Origin of the sequence: Delftia sp. DLF01, assembly GCF_014852125.1 — a bacterium.
Taxonomy (GTDB): domain Bacteria; phylum Pseudomonadota; class Gammaproteobacteria; order Burkholderiales; family Burkholderiaceae_C; genus Comamonas; species Comamonas acidovorans.
Genome location: NZ_JACVAZ010000001.1, coordinates 150,285 through 172,036, shown reverse-complemented (window position 1 = coordinate 172,036; position 21,752 = coordinate 150,285). Strand labels below are relative to the sequence as shown.

General features: G+C 65.7%; 15 protein-coding genes. 9 read left to right on the top strand and 6 right to left on the bottom strand.

Annotation, left to right across the window (positions count from 1 at the left end; genetic code table 11):
• Positions 1-58 precede the first annotated feature (58 nt).
• Positions 59-1,240 carry an acyl-CoA dehydrogenase family protein gene (locus tag IB269_RS00750; RefSeq protein WP_096913863.1) on the top strand — a complete coding sequence of 394 codons (1,182 nt, stop codon included), beginning with the start codon at positions 59-61 and terminating at the stop codon, positions 1,238-1,240.
• A gap of 69 nt (positions 1,241-1,309) precedes the next feature.
• Positions 1,310-2,425: an acyl-CoA dehydrogenase family protein gene (locus IB269_RS00745; protein ID WP_065345595.1), complete on the top strand. Its 1,116-nt coding sequence runs from the start codon at positions 1,310-1,312 to the stop codon at positions 2,423-2,425.
• A gap of 90 nt (positions 2,426-2,515) precedes the next feature.
• Here the strand turns inward: IB269_RS00745 and IB269_RS00740 are convergent, their stop codons facing one another.
• The 3 genes from IB269_RS00740 to IB269_RS00730 all read right to left on the bottom strand — a co-directional run bounded on the left by IB269_RS00740 (position 2,516) and on the right by IB269_RS00730 (position 6,941).
• A complete protein-coding gene (locus IB269_RS00740) occupies positions 2,516-3,463 on the bottom strand; it encodes a bestrophin family protein (protein WP_012207174.1) in 948 nt (315 codons plus the stop codon).
• A 123-nt stretch (positions 3,464-3,586) separates the two neighbouring features.
• Entirely contained in the window at positions 3,587-5,842 is a 2,256-nt protein-coding gene (locus tag IB269_RS00735; protein WP_225613932.1) for an IPTL-CTERM sorting domain-containing protein, read from the bottom strand.
• Positions 5,843-6,239: 397 nt separating this feature from the next.
• Positions 6,240-6,941, bottom strand: a complete 702-nt coding sequence (locus IB269_RS00730) for a response regulator transcription factor (protein ID WP_013800907.1) — start codon at positions 6,939-6,941, stop codon at positions 6,240-6,242.
• Between the two features lie 168 nt (positions 6,942-7,109).
• Between IB269_RS00730 and IB269_RS00725 the strand changes: the two genes are divergently transcribed.
• The 3 genes from IB269_RS00725 to IB269_RS00715 all read left to right on the top strand — a co-directional run bounded on the left by IB269_RS00725 (position 7,110) and on the right by IB269_RS00715 (position 12,585).
• Complete coding sequence (locus IB269_RS00725) at positions 7,110-9,089, top strand: ATP-binding protein (RefSeq protein WP_192366220.1); 1,980 nt, start codon at positions 7,110-7,112, stop codon at positions 9,087-9,089.
• The gene (locus IB269_RS00720) at positions 9,077-11,155 is read left to right on the top strand and encodes an ATP-binding protein (protein ID WP_192366218.1); all 2,079 of its coding nucleotides are present in this window, start codon (positions 9,077-9,079) and stop codon (positions 11,153-11,155) included. Before IB269_RS00725 ends, IB269_RS00720 begins: the two co-directional genes overlap by 13 nt.
• Before the next feature lie 113 nt (positions 11,156-11,268).
• Entirely contained in the window at positions 11,269-12,585 is a 1,317-nt protein-coding gene (locus IB269_RS00715; protein ID WP_192366216.1) for a tetratricopeptide repeat protein, read from the top strand.
• Between the two features lie 10 nt (positions 12,586-12,595).
• On the opposite strand, the gene IB269_RS00710 is transcribed toward IB269_RS00715, so the two are convergent.
• Complete coding sequence (locus tag IB269_RS00710) at positions 12,596-13,204, bottom strand: HNH endonuclease (RefSeq protein WP_012207180.1); 609 nt, start codon at positions 13,202-13,204, stop codon at positions 12,596-12,598.
• A gap of 157 nt (positions 13,205-13,361) precedes the next feature.
• Between IB269_RS00710 and IB269_RS00705 the strand changes: the two genes are divergently transcribed.
• From IB269_RS00705 to IB269_RS00690, 4 genes are all read left to right on the top strand, one after another.
• Positions 13,362-14,411, top strand: coding sequence for a bifunctional riboflavin kinase/FAD synthetase (locus IB269_RS00705; protein ID WP_192366212.1), 1,050 nt, complete (start codon positions 13,362-13,364; stop codon positions 14,409-14,411).
• A 105-nt stretch (positions 14,412-14,516) separates the two neighbouring features.
• A complete protein-coding gene (ileS, locus tag IB269_RS00700; protein WP_192366210.1) occupies positions 14,517-17,372 on the top strand; it encodes an isoleucine--tRNA ligase in 2,856 nt (951 codons plus the stop codon).
• A 20-nt stretch (positions 17,373-17,392) separates the two neighbouring features.
• Entirely contained in the window at positions 17,393-17,908 is a 516-nt protein-coding gene (lspA, locus tag IB269_RS00695; protein ID WP_192366208.1) for a signal peptidase II, read from the top strand.
• 263 nt (positions 17,909-18,171) lie between these two features.
• Complete coding sequence (locus IB269_RS00690; protein WP_013800898.1) at positions 18,172-19,836, top strand: Na/Pi cotransporter family protein; 1,665 nt, start codon at positions 18,172-18,174, stop codon at positions 19,834-19,836.
• 6 nt (positions 19,837-19,842) lie between these two features.
• Here the strand turns inward: IB269_RS00690 and IB269_RS00685 are convergent, their stop codons facing one another.
• Both IB269_RS00685 and IB269_RS00680 read right to left on the bottom strand, forming a co-directional pair.
• Entirely contained in the window at positions 19,843-20,667 is an 825-nt protein-coding gene (locus tag IB269_RS00685; protein WP_192366207.1) for an NUDIX hydrolase, read from the bottom strand.
• Positions 20,664-21,644: a quinone oxidoreductase family protein gene (locus tag IB269_RS00680; protein ID WP_192366206.1), complete on the bottom strand. Its 981-nt coding sequence runs from the start codon at positions 21,642-21,644 to the stop codon at positions 20,664-20,666. Before IB269_RS00680 ends, IB269_RS00685 begins: the two co-directional genes overlap by 4 nt.
• Between the last annotated feature and the right edge of the window lie 108 nt (positions 21,645-21,752).

Here is a 21,752-nt window from a genome sequence, read left to right as displayed (position 1 = left end):
GACAGTCCAAAAAAGAACGTGCGTGCTACAAAAGCCGGGATTGAAGGAGACACAGTCCATGGACCTGGCATTTACCCCTGAAGAACAGTCCTTTCGCGAGGAAGTCCGCGCCTGGGTGCGGGCCAACCTGCCCCAGGACATCGCGCACAAGGTGCGCCATTCGCTGCGCCTGACGCGCGACGACCTGCAGAACTGGGCCAAGATTCTTGGCAAGAAAGGCTGGCTGGGCTACGGCTGGCCCAAGCAGTTCGGCGGCCCCGGCTGGAGTGCCGTGCAAAAGCATCTGTTCGAGGAGGAATGCGCCCTGGCCTGCGCCCCGCGCATCATTCCCTTCGGCCCCGTGATGGTGGCGCCCGTGATCATGGCCTACGGCTCGCCCGAGCAGCAGCAGCGCTTTCTGCCCGGCATTGCCAGCGGCGAGGTCTGGTGGAGCCAGGGCTACTCGGAGCCGGGCTCGGGATCGGACTTGGCCAGCCTCAAGACCCGTGCCGAGCGCGTGGGCGACAAGTACATCGTCAACGGCCAGAAGACCTGGACCACGCTGGGCCAGTACGGCGAGTGGATCTTCTGCCTGGTGCGCACCAGCAACGAGGGCAAGCCCCAGACCGGCATCAGCTTCCTGCTGGTGGACATGAAGAGCCCCGGCGTGACCGTGCGCCCGATCAAGCTGCTGGACGGCGAGTGCGAGGTCAACGAGGTCTTCTTCGACAACGTCGAGGTGCCGGCCGAGAACCTTATCGGCGAGGAAAACAAGGGCTGGACCTACGCCAAGCACCTGTTGAGCCACGAGCGCACCAACATCGCCGACGTGAACCGCGCCAAGCGCGAGCTGGAGCGCCTCAAGCGCATCGCCAAGGCCGAAGGCGTCTACGAGGACCAGCGTTTCCGCGATGAGATCGCCAAGCTCGAAGTCGATGTGGTAGCGCTGGAAATGCTGGTGCTGCGCGTGCTGTCGGCCGAGAAATCGGGCAAGAATCCGCTGGACATCGCCGGCCTGCTCAAGATCAAGGGCAGCGAGATCCAGCAGCGCTACTCCGAGTTGATGATGCAGGCCGCCGGCCCCTTCAGCCTGCCCTTCATCGAAGAGGCCATGGAAGCCGGCTGGCAGGGCGACTTCCCCGGCGGCGTGGTGGACAACGCGCCGCTGGCATCGACGTACTTCAACATGCGCAAGACGACGATCTACGGCGGCTCCAACGAGGTGCAAAGAAACATCGTCGCTCAGACGGTGCTGGGCTGATTTTGGCTGGAGTTTCGCTGAACCCGGAAGTGCGCCGGACGCGCTTCGATCAGCTTCGGGAGACAGAAAATGGACTTTGATTTTTCGGATGACCAGCAGCAACTGCGCGACGCCGTGCGCCGCTGGGTGGACAAGGGCTATACCTTCGAGCGCCGCCGCTCCATCGTCGAGGCGGGCGGTTTTTCGCGCGAGGTCTGGGGCGAGCTCGCCGAACTGGGCCTGACGGCCTTGACCGTGCCCGAGGAGCACGGCGGCCTGGGCCTGGGCGCCACCGACGTGATGGTGGTGATGGAGGAATTGGGCCGCGGCCTGGTGATGGAGCCGCTGGCGCAGGCCTTTGTGGCCGCCGGCGTGCTCGGCAAGCACGCCGACGCCTCCGTGGCCGGCCAGTGGCTGCCGCGCGTGGCCAGCGGCGAGGCCCTGGTCGTGCTGGCACACCAGGAGCGCCAGGCCCGCTACCGCCTCGATGTCTGTGCCGCCAAGGCCAGCAAGAGCGGCAGCGGCTACACGGTGGACGCCACCAAGAGCGTGGTGCCCGCAGGCGACGCGGCCGACGCCTTTCTGGTGCCGGCCCAGTTGGACGGCAAGATCGCCCTCTTCCTGGTGGAACGCAGCGCCAGCGGCGTCAGCACCCAGGGCTACCGTACCCAGGACGGCAGCCGCGCGGCCGAGCTGCGCTGCCAGGCGGCCCCCGCCACGCTGGTGACGGCCGATGGCCTGGCCGCCCTCACGCTGGCCCAGGACGCCGCCAACGCCGCGCTGTGCGCCGAAGGCGTGGGCGCCATGGAGCAGACGCTGAAGCTCACCACCGAGTACATGAACCAGCGCAAGCAGTTCAACACGGTGATCGCCAGCTTCCAGGCCCTGCGCCACCGCGTGGCCGACATGAAGATGCAGCTGGAGCTGGCCCGCTCCATGAGCTATTACGCCAGCCTCAAGATGAGCGCGGCCGATGCCGAGCGCCACGTGGCCATCGCGCGCGCCAAGGTCCAGCTGGGCCAGTCGCTGCGTTTTGTCGGCCAGCAGTCGGTGCAGCTGCACGGCGGCATCGGCGTGACCGACGAGTACGCGGGCAGCCACTACTTCAAGCGCCTGACGCAGATGGAGATGACGGGCGGTGACACCTTGCATCACCTGGGCATCGTCTCCGCGAAGATGCAGGACACGGCAGGCGTGTTTGCCTGAGGCCTGACCTCACCGCGCCGCACCGCACCAGGCCCCGCAGAAAACTGCGGGGCTTTTTTCATGGGCCTTTGCCCATGTCTGCCCGCCGCCTCAGGTCAGCCGGTAGCCCTCCGGCCTGAGCGGTGCCGGCAGATCCGTCTCGCCCAGCGTGCAGCCCAGGCTGATCTCGATGGAGCGGCAGATGGTGTCCAGCGGCAGGTCGTTGCTCTCCAGGCCAAAGGGCTCTTCGAGTTCATCGCCAAGGGCGTCGAGCCCATAGAAGGTGTAGGCCACGATGGCCACGACAAAGGGCGTCATGAACCCGGTCGTGTCCACCAGGCCGAACGGCAGCAGAAAGCAGTACATATAGGCCGTGCGGTGCAGCAGCAGCGCATAGGAGAACGGCATGGGCGTGTTGCGAATGCGCTCGCACGAGGCGGCTGCCGCCGTCATGCGCGTGAAGGTCTTGTCCATGGACGCGGCCAGGCAGGGGTCCATCTCGCCACGGCGCACGCACTGCGCCAGATCGCGGCCCATGGACATCATCAGTGCGTCGCAGCGCTGCTCCAGCGGCAGGCCCTGGAGCTGGCGCCATTCCTTGTCCACCAGCCAGCGGCCTGCGGCCACATCCTCGTGCAGCCCGCGCAACTGAGTCCGCAGCAGATGCGCAAAGGCGATCGCCCGGTGCACCATGCGCACGCGCACATCGCTGCTGCGCCGAGCCGGGTCCGGATCGCCATCGATGACGATCAGGCTCTGGCACTGGCGCGCCAGCGTGCGCGCGCAGATCACCATCTCGCCCCAGAGCTTGCGGCCTTCCCAGTAGCGGTCATAGGCGGTGTTGTTGCGAAAGCCCAGGAAGATGGCCAGCGGCAGGCCGATCAGCGTGAAAGGGATGGGCGTCACCGTGATCTTCACGTCGAACAGGTTGCCATGCACCAGAGTGATGATGGCGGCGAACACGATGTTCACGAGCAGCGTGACCTGGATACGCTGGAGCACCGAGCCCCGCAAAATCAGAAACAGCCTGAGGCCGGCGGGGCGATCACGGACGATCATGGGGATATCGCTAGGTACAAACCCTTATTCGATCACACATTGAGCAAGTCAATTGGCTGCGGCCGCGCCCAGATGAAAAAAAAGGCGCCCCGAAGGGCGCCCTGTGTCACGACCGACTGCCGGTCACAGCGGGTTGGCGCGGCGGCGGCGCGCCATGCCCCAGCCCATGATGCCCATCAGGCCGGACATCAGGATCAGGCCCCATTCGGAGAGCGTGGGGATGGAGGCCGGCGACACGCCTCCTGCCACTGCGCGGGAAGCCGTGTTGTTGGCCGGGTTGGCATCTCCGGTCGCACCGGTGCTGCCCGTCAGTGTCACGGCTCCCACGGAGCTGGGCGTTCCGCTGACCGTGCAGGTCACGCTGGCGCCCGCAGGTACGGCATCACCTGCCGACCAGGCTGCATTGGCAGGGCTGATGCGGCACGCTCCCTGGCTCACACCGGCGGGCAGTCCCGTGACTGCGCACGAGGTGCCTGCCGATGCATCGACCGAACCCAGGTTCTTGCAGACAAAACTGCCGCTGTAGGGCGTGCCGGCCGTGAACGCGGTCGGCAGGCCGCTCAGATCGACGCCCATGTCGGGCACTGCAACGGTGGACACATTCATGGTCGCGGTGTTGTTCGCCGCATTCGAATCATCCGTTGCGCCCGTGGTGCCCGTGACCGTGGACGAACCTGCGGCCGTGGGCGTACCGCTCACCTGACAGGTGACCGTGGCTCCCACCGGCACCGCATTGCCCGCCACCCACGCGGCATTGCCGGGGCTGATGGAGCATGCGCCTTGCGTCACGCCAGCCGGCAGGCCGGTGACGGCGCAGGAGGTGCCGCTCACGGCGTTGGCCAGGCCCTGGTTGCTGCAGGTGAAGCTGCCGCTATAGGGAATGTTCAGCGGCGAGGTGGGGGGCAGTCCGCTCAGATTGATCTGCATGTCCGGCGTTGTGGTGACCGCGATGTTCGACGTGGTCGTGTTGTTGCCCGGGGTCAGGTCGTTGTCGCCGCCCGTGGTCACCGTGACCGTCGAGCTGCCGCCTGGACCCGTCGGTGTACCAGAGACCTGGCAGACCACCGTCTTGCCCGCAGGCACCACGCCGGGCTGCATCCAGGCCGCGCCGTCTATCGTGCATTGGCCTGCCGTCACGCCAGGGGGCAGGCCGGAGGCATCGCAGATGGCCTGGCCTGCGCTGGCTGCACCATCGTTCTTGCAGGAGAAGCTGCCGGTGTAGGGCACGCCGACCACGGCGGTGGGCGGGAGTCCGGAGACATCAGGCACCATGTCGCTGCTCGCCGCGGGAGCCAGCAATTGGGTCTGCACCATGGCACCGAGCAGGGTCGAGGTCAGGTCGCCTCCGATGGTGTAGTTGCCGTTGTTGATCTGGTCTGACGGCGTGCCCGCAGGAACCTTCACGGTCATCGTGAACGTGCCCGACTGCCCGGGTGCCAGGGTCCCAAAGTCGCACTGGGCAGGGTCTGAACTGCCCACGGCCGGGGCCGTGCAAGCGCCGCCATCGCCGGCCAGTGACACGAACGTGGTCGGACTGATGCCCGCATCCGTGCCCACGGGCATCGCGGGCGTGACCTTCACGTTGTTCACCGGGGTGCTGCCGTTGTTCGTATAGGTATAGGTGTAGGTGATCTCCGTGCCGTCCGCCTTGGGCGCGCTGACAGGCCCGGACGCGCTGATCCACAGTGTCTTGGGCAGGGTCGTGCCGAAGTTGTCAACGTACAGATGGCCTGCGTGGCCACCGGCACTGCAGGCCGAGGCCACGGCCTGCAGCCTGACCTTGTCGCCTACCCGCAGGTAGGCATTGCCGGGTGCGACATCGTAGGCCTGAGGGTCGGTGTAGTTCTGGATTGCACCGCCCTTGTCGGTAAAGGTCTTCCAGGGTGCTCCCGGCTCGCCGCCGTAGTGGTACTTGAAGAACAACTCCTGGGGCGAGCCCGTCAGATCCGTGGAGGTCTGGGCGTCATAGGTCTTGACCAGCGAGATGGCAAAGTAGGGGCGATCCTCGCCTCCGTGATTGCTGGCGTACTCAAGCACGGGCGCCGCGACAAATCGGATGTGGATCTTGCCGTCCTGGTCGATGTCATCTGCAGTCAGCGTCACTTCCTGGGTGATGGAACTTGCCGTATTGACCTGCTGGGTCCAGCCGGCGAGTCCCCCCGTGACCTTGCTGGACCGCGGTATCACGTTGCTGGCTGGGGTGGCACTGTTCGCCTTGAGGTTGATACGGGCAGAGTGGGAGCCTGCCAAAGTCAGTTTGAGGGCGGACTGGCCAGCGTCACCCCGGAACAGGACTTCGTCTGCGGCGCTTTCCGAGCCGCTGGCGATTTCGACCAGATGGGACTTGGTGCCAGGTGGCTGCAGGCGCAACTCGCTCAAGCGTTTCGGATTGGCCTGGGTGCCATTGTTGGTCCAGGCCTGGGGGGTCCAGCCAGTCAGGTCCCCTGCCTCGAAGTCCCCATTCAGAAATGCCGCCTGCGCAACTGCACCCACCATTGCCAGGGTGCCGGCTGCAACCAGACTTCTGGCCTGCCTCCAGGCCTTCATGCGCGGCCCTGCGGGCCGGATATGCAAACTCTGTCTCGCCATACCATTCCTCTCTTCATGTGTGTTTGATCACGGTTGAAAACTCCGACGGCCCACGCCGTCCGCCTGCGCACGCAGCCAGCACCAAGCCGCCCAAGCGCTTCTGCAGCAAAAAAAAGGGCGAACGAATCCCTTCCGCATGCCCGGACGGCTGCGGTTCAAAAAGCTGAAATGGAGAAGAAAAAGGCGCCTAAGGCACGAACACCAGCCCTCGGCCGAACACTGCCCTCACCGGCAGGGCCAGCCCGGAGATATCCAGGGTCTTGCGGCGCAGCCGCGTCAGCTGCGATTCGATGCGGTGGAAGCCGTCATCCACATCGGCATAGCCCATGGTCTCGATCAAGGTCTGCTTGGCCACCATGGTTCCGGGGGTTGCCATCAGGCAGCCGAGCAATTCCAGCTCGCGACTGGTCAGGGCAATGATCTGGTGGTTGGGCGCGACCATGCAGGCCGAAAGGGGGTCAAGGCGCCAAGTCAGGAAAGGTGCCGCCGCCCGGGCCGGCTGGCCCGTGTTGCGGCGCAGCTGGGAGCGGATGCCAGCCACCAGCTCGTTCATGTCGGTGGGCTTGACGAAGTACTGCAGGGCGCCGGCATTGAGGCCGGCGATGCGGCTGTCCAGATCGCCGCGTGCCGTGAGCACCACGACGGGAATCTCCTGCTCGGCCAGGCGCTTGACCAGGCTCAGGCCGTCCTCGCCGGGCAGGCCCAGGTCGACGACGACCAGATCTGCCTTCTCGCGCAGTAGCTTTATGTAGAAGTCTTCTGCAGAATCCGTGCCCCAGGCATGCAAGCCAGACTTTGTTAAAAATCGACACACATTGATACGAATATCCTCGTCGTCCTCTACGACGGCGACGGTGAACTCGATCGATGGCTCTAGTGTCTGCTGCATGATGTTTGCCTATTGGTGCGCGGATTTTCATTGGGGCGAACGTCCGCCGCCATGCACGAACACTCTCGAATGCTCACAGTTCAGAGAAACACACAAAAATTTACATTTATTGCATGGATCATGGTCTCGCTCGGGTTACTTGCATTTTTCGTGCTGAGCCCGGCGTCCATGCCTCCCCCTGACAAGGGACTGCGTCTTGGCAAGGACCTGCCCATGCAGGTGCTTGCCGATGCGGGCCGCAGCATGACCATTGAACAGGTCGCGGCCCTGCCCGATGATGCCTTCGAAACCCGGCGCACGCCTCTGAACGAGGGCTATACCCGCCATGCTTACTGGGTGAGGGTTGCCGCGCCTGCCCTTGCGCCCACAAGCGGGCTGGCCGACAACGATGCGCTGTGGCTGGAGATCACGCCCACCTATCTGGACAAGGTCACGCTCTACCAGCAGGCGCACGGCCTGTGGCAGGCGAGGGAAAGCGGTGACACCGTGCCCATGGCTCAGCGCATCCATGTGCGCCAGCTGGTGTTTCCACTGCGCGCTGGCCAGCCCTTTGTACTGCGCATCGAGACCAGCAGCGCCATGCAGCTGTACGCCACGGTCTGGCACAGCACGGGGCTGATGGCCTGGTTGTCCAGCGTCGAGTGGGCATCGGGCGTGCACCAGGGTGTGAACCTGGTGCTGACCCTGCTGATCGCGGGCGCGGCCCTGGCCCTGCGCATGCGCAGCCTGATGGCCATGACCTTGCTGGCCTTCGTGGTGCTGACCCACAACGCCAATGTGCGCGGCTATGCCCAGCTGTGGCTGCCCGAGCCCTGGGCGCCGCATGCGGATGTCTGGGTGAGCGTGGGCGTCTTCCTGCTGCCTGCCGCCTTTGCCTGGCAGGCACGCGAGACCTTGACGCGCGGCACGGCCTGGCGCCGCATCGATCGCATGCTGATGCTGCTGACCGTGGCACCGCTGCTGGCCGTACTCAGCATACCGACGGGGCACTACACGCAATGGGCCTGGCTGGGGGTCAGCGTGCCCTGGATGGCCAGTCTGCTGAGTGCGCTGGTGGCCTGGCAGAACCTGTTCCGCCAGGGTCCCAGCATCGTCAACCTGCTGGTGCTGATTCCCTACACGCTGCACACGGTCATGGGCATCCACGTGGCTGCGGCCTATACGGGACTGGTGTCTTCCGACATCGAGGCAGGCATGTACTGGCAGCTGGAATCGCTGCTGCTGTACATCCTCATCATCATTGCCGTGGGCGCCAGTCTGGTCGAGAAATTCCAGAATTCCATGGGCAGGCAGGCACAGCTGGTGGAGTCGCTGGCCCGGTCGGAACATGCGCTGGAAGGACGGGTGCGCATGCGCACGGCGGAGCTGCTGCATGCGCAAAACGCGCTGCAGGCCGCATTGCATGGCGAGCGCACGCTGCGGCTGGAGCAGCGCCAGTTCTTCAACATGGTCAACCATGAATTCCGCACGCCGCTGGCCGTGGTGGACAGCGCGGCCACCGAGCAACTGACTTTTCCGTCCACCGATATCGATTCCCAGCTGGAACGCGCAGCCCAGATCCGCCGCGCCTGCAGGCGCCTCACGGCCCTGGTGGACAACTGCCTGGTCAGCGACCGACTGGACGCGCCTGCGTTCCGGCTGCAGCTCGACCGGGTGCCCGTGATGGACCTGATCGACGATGCCGTGCAGCTCGTGCACTGGTCGCGCCGCCACCATCTAAAGCTGGAGACTGCGGGCGTCCCCGCCTCCTGGGAATGCGATCCCACCCTGGTACGGATCGCCCTGTCCAACCTCGTGGACAACGCCGTGAAATACGCCCAAGCCGGAGAAATCGCCGTATGCGCCCGCCTGGACGCACAGGGCAGGCTGGAACTCACCGTCAGCGACGAGGGCCCTGGCCTGGCGCCCGAGTTGGCGCAGCGCATCTTCGAGCTGCACGAGCGCGGAGAGCGTTCGGACCAGACCCGAGGCTTCGGCCTGGGGCTGTGGGTGGCCCGGCGCGTGGCCCAGATGCATGGCGGCGATGTGCAGGTCACGCCAGCTGCGGGCGGCGGCACCTGCTTCACGCTGACGCTGCCCAGCAGCATTCCCGAAGACAGCGGCCTTGCCACAGCTGCAACACAGCCCGCCTCGCCATGCGTATCCTGAACCTGCTGCGTATCCTGAACCGGCTGGCGCTGCCGGGCTGGCTGGTGTTTTCGCTGGTGCTGGTGGTCTGCTTCATTCTCAGCCCGGCCTGGCAGTCCCTGCCGGCAAAGCGCCTGCAGCTGGGCACGGACCTGCCCATGCTGGCGCTCGTCGATGCACAAGGCAGCTTCACCATCGATCAGGTGGCAGCCCTGCCCGATACGGCCTTCACCCTGCTCGATACACCGCTGAACAAGGGCTATACGCGCGATGTGTATTGGCTCAAGGTGCAGGCGCCTCACATCGCCGCCGGCAAGGCAGACCCCGAGCACGATCCGCTGTGGCTGGAAATCCTGCCCAGTTATCTGGACCGCGTTGCGCTCTACCAGCACGTTGACGGCGCATGGCGCATGCGCAGCAGCGGTGATACGGCCACCGACGAACCGCGCGTGCATGTTCGGCAGCTGGTGTTTCCGCTGTACTCGGGCCAGCCCTTCATCCTGCGCGTGCAGACCTCCAGCCCCATGCAGCTTGACGCCACGCTCTGGCGCAGCAGCGGCCTGATGACGCAGTTCTCGGCCGTGGAATGGGCATCGGGCATCCACCAGGGCATCAACCTCATGCTGGCCCTGCTGATCATCGGCGCTGCCCTGGCCCTGCGCCTGCGCAATCTGGCCGCCATGGCAGTGGCCGCCATGGCCGTGCTGATCCACGGCGCCAGCGACCGGGGGTACCTGCAGATCTGGCTGCCCGACCATCTCGCGCACTGGGGCCATCTGTGCGTCAGCCTGGGCACCTTGATGCTGCCCGCCGCCCTGGCCTGGCAGATGCGCGAGCTGCTGACACGCGACACACGCTGGCGGCGCATGGATCGGGCCTTGCTCGCCCTGGGAATCATCCCGCTGCTGTGCCTGCCCAGCATACCGCTGGGCCGCTACCAGGACTGGGCCTGGATAGGGGTGGGCGCGCCCTGGGCCATCAGCGCACTGTTCGCCGTGGTGGCATGGAGCAATCTGCTGCGCGAGCGTGCCAATCTGGTTCATGTGCTGATGGTGGTTCCCAGCACCATGTATGGGCTGATGGGCCTGTATGTGACGGCGGCCTATGTCGGCCTGACCAGCCTGCCGACCATAGAAACCAGCGTGTTCTGGCAGCTCAACACCTTGCTGGTCAACATCGTGATCACCGTGGCCGTGGGCGCCGGTCTGATCCAGAAATTCCGCGACTCCATGGCACGCCAGGCACAGCTGCTCGAATCCCTTGCCAAGTCCGAGCATGCGCTGGAAGAGCGTGTACGCCTGCGCACGGCCGAGCTGCTGCGCGCCCAGAACGCACTGCAGGCGGCACTGCACAGCGAACGCACGCTGCGGCTGGAGCAGCGCCAGTTCTTCAATATGGTCAACCATGAATTCCGCACGCCGCTGGCCGTGGTGGACAGCGCGGCCACCGAGCAGCTGTCCTTTCCCTCGCCCGACATCGACTCCCAGCTGGAACGCGCCGCACAGATCCGGCGCGCCTGCAGGCGCCTGACGGCCCTGGTGGACAACTGCCTGATCAGCGACCGCCTGGATGCTCCCGCCTTCCGGCTGCAATTGCACCGCGCGCCCGTCATGGAGCTGGTCGATGATGCCGCGCAGCTTGTGCACTGGTCACGCCGCCACCACCTGAATCTGGACAGCGCCAATGCGCCCGCCACATGGGAGTGCGACTCCACGCTCACCCGCATCGCCCTGTCCAACCTCGTGGACAACGCGGTGAAATACGCCAAGGCCGGAGAAATCGCCGTGCGCGCGCGCACCGACGAACACGGCCGGCTGGAACTCACTGTCAGCGACCAGGGCCCGGGTCTTGCACCCGAGCTGGCACAACGCATCTTCGAGCGCTTCGAGCGCTTCGAGCGCGGTCACCGCGCGGACCAGGCCCGCGGCTTCGGCCTGGGCCTGTGGGTCGCCCGGCGCATTGCACGCCTGCATGGCGGCGACATACAGGCAGCGCCATCAGACCAGGGCGGCACCCGCTTCACGCTCACGCTGCCACCGCGCCCCTTGCCCGCACCGCAGGCCAAGACCTTGCAGGCATCGGCTTGAAACATCGCCGGGCGAAGAATCCACGATAATGAAAAGTTCGCCACTGGCGTGGCCTGCCGGCACATGCCGCAATCAACGCCCGCCTCTCCTTGGCCATAAACACACACCTGTCCATGAGCGCTACTTCCATCCCCGCCGACATCAACCGCAAGCACCTGGAAATGGCTCGCCAGCAGATCTCCAACGGCGATCTGCAGAAGGCCGCACTGACTCTGAACAAGGCCCATCGCAAGATGCCAAGCGATGCCCGTGTCTTCATGCTGGCCGGGCTGATGGCAGAAAAGGCCGGCAACCTGGCCAAAGCCGAAGAGGCTTTCGATCGCTGCGTTGAACTCGCCCCGATGTGGGGCCCGGGCCTCCTGGAAACGGCCCTTTATCGCGCACGGCGCGATCAGTTCGATCTCGCCATTGAAATGGCGGAAAAGGTGGCGCGCATCGAGCCCCGCAATCCGCAGGTGCTTGCGGGCGTCGTGGACATCGCGCACCGTGCCGGAAATCATGAAATGGCTGTCCTGCACCTGCGCCGGGGACTGGAGCTTTTTCCAAACGATGCCATGCTGCGGCAGCATCTGGCCGCTGACCTGGGCGAATTGGGAGAACACACCGAGGCACTCCAGATTTGGAACGCCCTGGTGGATGAATTCCCGGAACAGCCTGTCTACAAAATGGGGCGCATCAAGGTTCAAATCGCACGCGGCGAACCCGCAGCGGCCCTGGACGATATCCGCACCCTTGAGGAAAAATTCCCACAGGACGCCACACTGGCTTACTACGCGGCACTGGCACGGGCCGAGACTCCCCAACATATTCCGGTGGGAATGCACCAAGCCATGTTCGACGAGATGGCCGAGCGCTTTGACAGGCATCTGGTTCTCGGCCTGAACTACCAACTGCCGAAAATCGTTGCAGGGCAATTGATTGCTCGCCACCCGGAGAAGGACTTCAACCTGCTTGATCTGGGCTGCGGTACCGGCCTGCTGGGGCTGTTCCTGGGTCCGATGCAAGGCTATCTGATCGGTGTGGACAGCTCGCTCAAGATGATTGAGGAAGCCGCCAAACACGGCGTCTATGACCGTTTCCACAATGTGGACCTGTTGGGTGCGCTTCAGAACACGCCGGCCAATGAATACGATGTACTGACCCTGCTTGATGTGCTGATCTACATTGGCGACCCCCAATTGGTCATCCCCAATGCCGCACGCATTCTCAAGACGGGTGGCGAACTTATCTTCTCCTGCGAAACCGCCCCGGAAGACGGTCCCGACCTGGTCCTCCAATCCAGCCACCGCTACGCCCACAAGCGCAGCCATATCGAGGCACTGTGCAAGCAAGCCGGTTTCAGTGTGGCGACGGAAGAACTGGTGCTGCGCCAGGAAGGTGGCGAGCCGGTTCAGGGCTTTGTCGTGACGGCCACCAAGACCGCTGCCTGACGGGCCTTCATCAAGCCCACGCCACCTCGTGCGTGGGCGCACCACCGCCCTCGGCGAATCCGTCCCGTGCCCAGCGCGAACTCCGGGGCACGTGCAGCAGCAGGAACTCCATCTGATCGGCCAGGATCCGCCGGTTGCGCAGGATGAAGTCTTCCCAGAGGCTGGGTATATAGGGCGTGTAGAGCAGCGGCATGCGCGCCTGCTCAGGTGTGCGGGCACCCTTGCGGTGATTGCAGGAGCGGCAGGCCGTCACCAGATTCATCCACTGGTGGCCTCCCCCTGCGGAGATGGGCACGATGTGCTCGCGCGTGAGGTCGTTTTCATGAAAGACCCGGCCGCAATAGGCACAGATGCAGCGGTCGCGTGCGAACAGCTTGCCGTTGGTCAGGCCGGGCTGCAGGCTGTGCGGATTGATGGCAGGCGCGCCGCGCGTACCGATGATGCTGTTGATGTGGATGACCGACTGGCAGCCCGTGACGGCATTGTGACCACCGCGGAAACAGGCGACCTCTCCGCCGGACTCCCAGCGCACATCGTCCGCCGCGTAATGCAGCGCCGCCTGCTCCAGCGTGATCCAGGATTGGGGCAGCCCTTGGGCCGACAGCTTCAAGACCTTCACGACACGCCTCCTCTGACACCAAAGTGAACGGGAATGCAGCCAGTGCACAGGGCCTGCAAGGCAGGCCTTATCGAGGCAATATACTCTGTTTCCATGTCGGATTGACAGCCTGAGCTGGCTGCGCGCGTGCCAGCCGCTATTGAAAACAAAGCGTCCCATGAAGATTTTTCGAGGCTTCAACCATCCAGGGCGGGAATCGGCCTGTGCCGTCACCATCGGCAATTTCGATGGTGTCCATCGCGGCCACCAGGCCATGCTGGCCCTGCTGGCCGCCGAGGCGGCACAGCGCGGCGTGCCCACCTGCGTGCTGACCTTCGAGCCCCATCCGCGCGACTACTTCGCCCAGATCCTGGGCCGGCCCGAGATCGCGCCGGCGCGCATTGGCACGTTGCGCGACAAGCTGTCGGAGCTGGAGCGCTGCGGCGTGGACCAGACCGTGGTGCTGCCCTTCAACCAGGCGCTGGCCAGCCAGTCGCCGCAGGCCTTCATCGACGAAGTGCTGGTGGCGGGCCTTGGCGCGAAATACGTGCTGGTTGGCGACGACTTCCGCTTCGGCACCCAGCGTGCGGGCGACTACGCCATGCTGGATGCGGCAGGCCAGCGCCAGGGCTTTGACGTGGCCCGCATGAACAGCTACGAGGTGCACGGCCTGCGCGTGTCCAGCACCCATGTGCGAGCAGCCCTGGCCGAGGGGCGCATGCAGGACGCCGCGCGGCTGCTGGGCCATCCTTACACCATCTCCGGCCATGTGGTGCACGGCCGCAAGCTGGGCCGCAGCCTGGCCGAGAGCCGCCAGGGCGCGGGCGACGGCTTTCGCACGCTGAACCTGCGCTTCAACCATTGGAAGCCTGCGGCCAGCGGCATCTTCGCCGTGCTGGTCCATGGCCTGAATGAACGACCGCTGCGCGGCGTGGCCAACCTCGGCGTACGCCCTTCCCTGGACCCGACGGATGTCAACGGCGGGCGCGTCCTGCTGGAGACGCATTGCCTCGATTGGCCCGGCGCGCCGGGAGGCGAAGAGGCCTACGGTAAAATCATCCGCGTGGAACTTCTGCACAAACTGCACGACGAGCTGAAGTACGACAGTCTCGACGCCCTCACCGCCGGCATCGCCAAGGACTGCGATGACGCGCGCGCGTTCTTCGCCACCATCCACACGCCCATCTACACCGAGACCCGTCGCCAGACCACGCGCGACCGAATTTGACGCTCTCCGTCACCTGCCCGGGCGCGGGTGCGCACCAGGCTTCCCTCCCCTTTTTCCGTGCCTGGACCAGACGGTCCGGGCTCTGGCCTGCTTTCAAGGTTCTCCATGTCTGATTCGAAAGTCTCCCCCAACGCCAATGCGGGCTATCGCGCCACGCTGAACATGCCCGACACGCCCTTCCCCATGCGCGGCGACCTGCCCAAGCGCGAGCCGGGCTGGGTCCAGGAATGGGAGGACAAGGGGCTCTACAAGAAGCTGCGCGACGCGCGCCACGGTGCGCCCAAGTTCATCCTGCATGACGGCCCGCCCTACGCCAACGGCAAGATCCACATCGGCCACGCGGTGAACAAGGCGCTCAAGGACATGATCGTCAAGAGCCGCCAGCTCGAAGGCTTCGACGCGCTGTACGTGCCGGGCTGGGACTGCCACGGCCTGCCCATCGAGAACGCCATCGAAAAGCTGCATGGCCGCAACCTGCCGCGCGACGAGATGCAGGCCAAGAGCCGCGCCTTCGCCACAGAGCAGATCGCCCAGCAGATGGTGGACTTCAAGCGCCTGGGCGTGCTCGGCGACTGGGACCATCCCTACAAGACCATGAACTACGCCAACGAGGCCGCCGAGCTGCGCGCCCTCAAGCGCGTCATGGAGCGTGGCTTCGTCTACCGCGGCCTCAAGCCCGTGTACTGGTGCTTTGACTGCGGCTCCTCGCTGGCCGAGTTCGAGATCGAATACGCCGACAAGCAAAGCCAGACGCTGGACGTGATGTTCCCCACGGCCGAGCCCGACAGGCTGGCGGCCGCCTTCGGCCTGCCCTCGCTGGCCAAGCCAGCCTTCATCGTCATCTGGACGACGACGGCCTGGACCATCCCCGCCAACCAGGCGCTCAACGTCAACCCCGAGCTGGAATACAGCCTGGTGGACACCGAGCGCGGCCTGCTGATCGTGGCCTCGGCCCTGGTCGAGAAATGCCTGGCACGCTGGAAGCTCGAAGGCCAGGTCGTCGCCACCGCCGTGGGCAGGAAGCTGGACCACCTGCAGTTCAAGCACCCGCTGGCCGATATGGACAAGGGCTTCGACCGCGTCTCGCCCGTGTTCCTGGCCGACTACGCAACGGCCGATGACGGCACCGGCATCGTGCACTCGGCCCCCGCCTATGGCGTGGACGACTTCAACAGCTGCATGAACAACGGCATGACGCGCGAAGACATCCTGAGCCCCGTGCAGGGCAACGGCGTCTACGCGCCCGAGCTGCCGCTGTTCGGCGGCCAGCACATCTGGAAGGCCACGCCCGCCATCATCGACGCGCTCAAGCTGGCCGGCCGCCTGATGGACACCAAGACCATCACCCACAGCTACCCGCACTGCTGGCGCCACAAGACGCCCGTGATCTACCGCGCCGCAGCCCAGTGGTTCATCCGCATGGACGAGGGCGAGGGCGTGTTCACCAAGCCCGGCGACAAGCCCGCGCAGACGCTGCGCCAGATCGCGCTGGAGGCCATCGAGCACACCCAGTTCTACCCGGAGAACGGCAAGACCCGCCTGCGCGACATGATCGCCGGCCGCCCCGATTGGTGCATCTCGCGCCAGCGCAGCTGGGGCGTGCCCCTGCCCTTCTTCCTGCACAAGGACAGCGGCGAGCTGCACCCGCGCACCATGGAGATCATCGACCAGGCGGCCGCCATGGTCGAGAAGGGCGGCATCGAGGCCTGGAGCCGCGTGACGGCCGAGGACATCCTGGGCGCCGAGGAGGCCGTGCACTACACCAAGAGCACCGACATCCTCGAAGTCTGGTTCGACTCCGGCTCCACCTTCTGGCACGTGATGCGCGGCACGCACGCCGACATGCACCACGACCAGGGCCCCGAGGCCGACCTCTACCTGGAAGGCCATGACCAGCACCGCGGCTGGTTCCATTCGTCGCTGCTGCTGGCCTCGGCCATCTTCGGTCGCGCGCCCTACCGCGGCCTGCTGACCCACGGCTTCACCGTGGACGGCCAGGGCAAGAAGATGTCCAAGTCGCTGGGCAACACCGTCGCCCCGCAGGACGTGAGCAACAAGATGGGCGCCGAGATCATCCGCCTGTGGGTGGCCTCGACCGACTACTCGGGCGACCTGGGCATCGACGACAAGATCCTGGCCCGCGTGGTGGATGCCTACCGCCGCATCCGCAACACGCTGCGCTTCCTGCTGGCCAACGTCAGCGACTTCGATGCTGCGCAGGACTCGGTTCCCACCGAAGAGCTGCTGGAAATCGACCGCTGGGCCCTGGCCCGCGCGGCCCAGTTCCAGGCCGAGCTGCTGGCCCACTACAAGGTCTATGAATTCCACCCCGTGGTGGCCAAGCTGCAGCTGTTCTGCTCGGAAGACCTGGGCGGCTTCTACCTGGACGTGCTCAAGGACCGCCTGTACACCAGCGCGCCCAAGAGCCTGGCCCGCCGCAGCGCCCAGACCGCCCTGCACCAGATCACGCATGCCATGCTGCGCTGGATGGCGCCCTTCCTGTCCTTCACGGCCGAAGAGGCCTGGAAGGTCTTCGGCGACAGCGAGTCCATCTTCCTGGAGACCTACACCGACCTGCCGGCCGGTGACGAGGCCCTGCTGGCCAAGTGGGCGCGCCTGCGCGAGATCCGCGACGTGGTGAACAAGGACATCGAGGCCGTGCGCACCGAAGGCCGGGTCGGCTCCTCGCTGCAGGCCGAAGTCAGTGTCTCGGCCCAGCCCGAAGACCTGGCCCTGCTGCAAAGCCTGGGCGACGACCTGAAGTTCGTCTTCATCACCTCGGCGGCCGAGGCCCTGGCGGGCGAGGCCCTGCAGGCCGCCGTCACACCCAGCAGCCACGCCAAGTGCGACCGCTGCTGGCACTACCGTGCCGACGTGGGCATCAACCCCGAGCACCCCAGCCTGTGCGGCCGTTGCGACAGCAACCTGCACGGTGCTGGCGAAGAGCGCCACAAGGCGTAATCAACCCCTGAGGCGCTGCCATGACCCCTACCTTTGCTGCGGTCCCCGAATCCCGCAACAGCCGCATCTGGCCCTGGCTGGCCTGGTCGCTGGCGATCATCGCCATCGACCAGCTCACCAAGCAGTTGATCCTTGGTGCCTACCAGCTGGGCGACTGGACGCCGATCACGGGCTTCTTCAACATCGTGCGGGCGCACAACACGGGCGCTGCCTTCTCGTTCCTGGCCGGAGCGGGCGGCTGGCAGCGCTGGCTGTTCGTGGGCATCGGCGTGGCGGCCACGCTGCTCATCGTCTGGCAGTTGCGCAAGCATCCGGGGCAGAAGCTGTTTTGCTTCTCGCTGGCCAGCATCCTGGGCGGCGCCATCGGCAACGTGGTGGACCGCCTGCAGCACGGCTACGTGGTGGACTTCCTGGACTTCTACTGGGGCCGTTCGCACTTTCCGGCCTTCAATGCCGCCGACATCGCCATCAGCGTGGGCGCGGGCCTGCTGATCCTGGACGAGGTGCTGCGCGCACGGCGGGCCAAAGGAACCTGATCCCCGCCGCGGCGCACGCCACGACAGCCAGCCCAGCCCCTCCTGCGAGGGGCTTTTTCATGGAGGCTGCCGCCAACTGCGTGCCGACGGGCTTTCTCCTCGGGTTTTCCTGAGTGCGTTTTTGGTCAACCGAAATTCTTTTTGATTCGTTTTATTTCTACAATTTTCTTTATTTCGCACCAAACTGTGCGCTCATGCGGCCGACTCTCCTGCGCGCAAGCCGGGACCGGGGTTATATTGGTCCGCTTCTCCGCTCACAGCACATGAAGCACTTACTCAATCTACTGGCCGCCATCGCCCTGCTGGTCTGGGGCACGCACATGGTCCGCACCGGCGTGCTGCGGGTGTTCGGCGCCAACCTGCGCGACCTGCTCGCCCACAGCATGAGCAACCGTTTCTCGGCTGCGCTGTCGGGCTTGGGTGTGACTGCGCTGGTGCAGTCGAGCACGGCGACCTCGCTGATGACCTCGGCCTTCGTGGGCCAGGGCCTGATCTCGCTGCCGGCCGCGCTGGCCGTGATGCGCGGCGCCGACGTGGGCACGGCGCTGATGGCCGTGCTGTTCTCCACCGACCTGTCCTGGCTGTCGCCGCTGTTCATCTTCGTGGGCGTGGTGCTGTTCATCACCCGCCAGGACACCACGGCCGGGCGCATAGGCCGCGTGCTGATCGGCCTGGGCGTGATGCTGCTGGCCCTGCGCCTGGTGGTCGAGGCCACCGAACCGCTGCTGGAAGCCCCCGCCGTGCGCACCCTGCTGGGCTCGGTCACCAGCGATATCTTCATGGAGTTGCTGCTGGGTGCGCTGCTGGCCGTGATGGCCTATTCCAGCCTGGCCATCGTGCTGCTGATCGCGGCCATGGCCAGCTCGGGCGCGATTCCCATGGAAGTGGCGCTCGGCCTGACGCTGGGCGCCAATATCGGCAGCGGCCTGGTGGCCGTGCTGACCACGGCCAAGTCCAGCACCGAAGTGCGCCAGGTCACCATCGGCAACATGCTTTTCAAGATCATGGGGGTGGCCATCGTCGCGCCCTTCCTGGGGCTGTGGGCCACCTACGTGATGCCGATGATCGACGGCAAGGGCCAGAACATCGTGCTGTTCCATCTGGCCTTCAACATCTTCAACAGCCTGTGCTTCATCGGCCTGACGCAGACCGTGGCTCGCTGGGTGACGGCCCTGCTGCCCAAGCCCGAGGCCAGCTCCACCAGCCTGCTGCGGCCCCGCCACCTGGACCCGTCGGCGCTGAGCACGCCGTCACTGGCCATTTCCTGCGCCGCGCGCGAGGCCCTGCACCAGGCCGACATGGTCGAGTCCATGCTGATCGGCATGCAGCGGGTGCTGGAGACCGACGACCTCAAGCTGTCCCAGGAGCTGCGCGAGCTTGAAGGCACGGTGGACGATCTGTACTCGGCCATCAAGTACTACATGACCAAGATCTCGCGCGCCGAACTGGACGAGCGCGAGGGCCAGCGCTGGACGGAAATCATCAGCTTCACCATCAACATGGAGCAGATCGGCGACATCATCGAGCGCGTGCTGCTGGACATCGAGGACAAGAAGATAAAGAAGGGCCGCCAGTTCTCCGAGGCCGGCACGCAGGAGATCCGCGAGCTGCTGCACCACCTGCTGGACAATCTGCGCCTGGCGATGAGCGTGTTCCTCAACGGCAATGTGCGCGAGGCGCAGAAGCTGCTGGAGGAAAAGGCGCGTTTCCGCGACCTGGAGCTGGCCTACTCGGCCACCCACCTGGCGCGCCTGTCCGACAACACCGTCTCCAGCATAGAGACCAGTTCGCTGCACATCGACCTGATCAGTGACCTCAAGCGCATCAACTCGCTGCTGTGCTCGGTGGCCTACCCCATCCTCGAATCGGCCGGCGCCCTGGCGCCCAGCCGGCTCAAGGAATCGGCACTGAACAAGACGGCGCGCTGAAGCGTTTCACCAGCCCAGCCAGGCCGCCAGCACCTGGGCGGCCTCGGGCGTGAAGCGGCCCCGCAGCAGCCATTCGACGAGCTGGTCGCGCTCGATCAGCGCAAAGGCCTGGACCTCGCCATCCTGGTTGCCGGGCTCCAGCGCCGGCGGTACGGTGGCGCTGAACCAGTCGATGCGCTCGCGCATGAAGCCCCGGCCCTCGGCCTCGTCGCTGGGGCGCTCGAACAGCACATGGCCGCCATGGCGCAGGCCCTGCAGCTCGGCCACGCGCAGGCCGGCCTCTTCCCAGGTTTCACGCTCCACGGCCTCGGCCACGGTATCGCAAGCGGCCACCATGCCGCCCATCAGCGTGTCCCACATGCCGGGGTTGGTGGGCTTGTTGTCGGCGCGCTGCTGCACCCAGATGCGGCCATCGGCCGTCTCGCCCACCAGATGCACGGCCTGGGTGGCAATGCCCAGCGGGCGCACGGCGCCGCGCTCCACGGTGGCAATGCGCTGGCCCTGGACGTTGCACACGGCCAGTTGCTCATCGCGCCAGGGGCCGCTGTGGCCCGTGGCACGCAGCACCCGGGCCAGGGCGTTGAGCAGGACCGTGGCATCGCCCTGGCCTTGCAGATGCCATTGGCCGGCCTGCAGGCGCAGCGCCACGCCGTGGGCATGCATCACATCGTCCGGCAGCAGCGCGGCCAGGCCATCTTCCAGCGAACCAGTTTCCTGCCCCGACACCAGCAACGGCCGGCGCGGCTGCAGCGCGGGCTGGCGCGTGTCGGCACGCAGGCGGTCCAGCCAGGCATTCACGGCTGGGTCGGCAAGGTGCTTTGACACACTCATGGCAGCAGGATGGTCGAGCCGGTGGTCTTGCGCGCCTCCAGGTTCAGGTGGGCCTGGCGCACCTCGGCCAGCGGATAGCGCTGGTCGATATGGATCTTCACGGCACCGCTTTCCACCACGGCGAACAGATCGTCTGCCATCGCCTGGGTGGCCTCGCGGCTGGTGATGTGGGAGAACAGGGTCTGGCGCGTCACATACAGCGACTTGGCCGCCAGCACGGCAGGAGCGAAAGGCGCCACGGGGCCCGAGGCGTTGCCGAAGCTCACCAACAGGCCGAAGCGCCGCAGGCAGGCCAGCGAGCCTTCCCATGTGTCCTTGCCCACGCTGTCGTAGACCACCTTCACACCCTGGCCGCCCGTGATCTCCTGCACGCGCTCGGCGAAGTTCTCGCTGCGGTAGTTGATGGCATGGGCTGCACCGTTGGCAAGGGCCAGCGCGCACTTCTCGTCCGAGCCTGCAGTGGCGATGAGCTGCAGGCCCAGGGCCCTGGCCCATTGGCAGGCGATCAGGCCCACGCCACCGGCCGCCGCATGGAACAGCACGGCATCACCCGGTGCCAGGCCCTCGACCGGAATGCATTTCTTGAGCAGGTACTGCGCGGTCAGGCCCTTGAGCATCATGGCGGCAGCCGTCTCGAACGCAATGGCATCGGGCAGGCGGCACACGCACATGGCGGGCATGACGCGCACTTCGCTGTAGCTGCCCGGCGGATTGCTGGCATAGGCCACGCGATCGCCCACGCCCAGGTGCTGCACGCCGGCCCCCACGGCTTCAACCACGCCTGCGCCTTCCATGCCCAGGCTCAGGGGCATGGGCAGCGAGTACAGGCCGGAGCGCTGGTACACATCGATGAAGTTCAGGCCCACCGCATGGTGGCGTATGCGTACCTCGCCTGGCCCGGGCTCGCCCACGGCGACCTGCACCAGCTCCAGGACTTCGGGGCCGCCGTTGTGGCGGATCTGCACTGCAATACCCATGGGAGCACTCCTGCAAAAAGCGACAAGAGCGGCATCGTGCCATGTTTCGGCCCGCCTCGCGGAAGACGGCAGCGCATGGTCGGCGCAAAGAGCGCGCAACGCCTATAG

Bases quoted from the DNA above. Each gene is read 5' to 3' on its own strand.
- IB269_RS00740 (WP_012207174.1), bottom strand. From the start codon at position 3,463: ATGATCGTCCGTGATCGCCCCGCCGGCCTCAGGCTGTTTCTGATTTTG.
- IB269_RS00680 (WP_192366206.1), bottom strand. From the start codon at position 21,644: ATGGGTATTGCAGTGCAGATCCGCCACAACGGCGGCCCCGAAGTCCTG.
- IB269_RS00730 (WP_013800907.1), bottom strand. From the start codon at position 6,941: ATGCAGCAGACACTAGAGCCATCGATCGAGTTCACCGTCGCCGTCGTA.
- IB269_RS00725 (WP_192366220.1), top strand. From the start codon at position 7,110: ATGCCTCCCCCTGACAAGGGACTGCGTCTTGGCAAGGACCTGCCCATG.
- IB269_RS00745 (WP_065345595.1), top strand. From the start codon at position 1,310: ATGGACTTTGATTTTTCGGATGACCAGCAGCAACTGCGCGACGCCGTG.
- IB269_RS00685 (WP_192366207.1), bottom strand. From the start codon at position 20,667: ATGAGTGTGTCAAAGCACCTTGCCGACCCAGCCGTGAATGCCTGGCTG.
- ileS (WP_192366210.1), top strand. From the start codon at position 14,517: ATGTCTGATTCGAAAGTCTCCCCCAACGCCAATGCGGGCTATCGCGCC.
- lspA (WP_192366208.1), top strand. From the start codon at position 17,393: ATGACCCCTACCTTTGCTGCGGTCCCCGAATCCCGCAACAGCCGCATC.
- IB269_RS00690 (WP_013800898.1), top strand. From the start codon at position 18,172: ATGAAGCACTTACTCAATCTACTGGCCGCCATCGCCCTGCTGGTCTGG.
- IB269_RS00720 (WP_192366218.1), top strand. From the start codon at position 9,077: ATGCGTATCCTGAACCTGCTGCGTATCCTGAACCGGCTGGCGCTGCCG.
- IB269_RS00750 (WP_096913863.1), top strand. From the start codon at position 59: ATGGACCTGGCATTTACCCCTGAAGAACAGTCCTTTCGCGAGGAAGTC.
- IB269_RS00715 (WP_192366216.1), top strand. From the start codon at position 11,269: ATGAGCGCTACTTCCATCCCCGCCGACATCAACCGCAAGCACCTGGAA.
- IB269_RS00705 (WP_192366212.1), top strand. From the start codon at position 13,362: ATGAAGATTTTTCGAGGCTTCAACCATCCAGGGCGGGAATCGGCCTGT.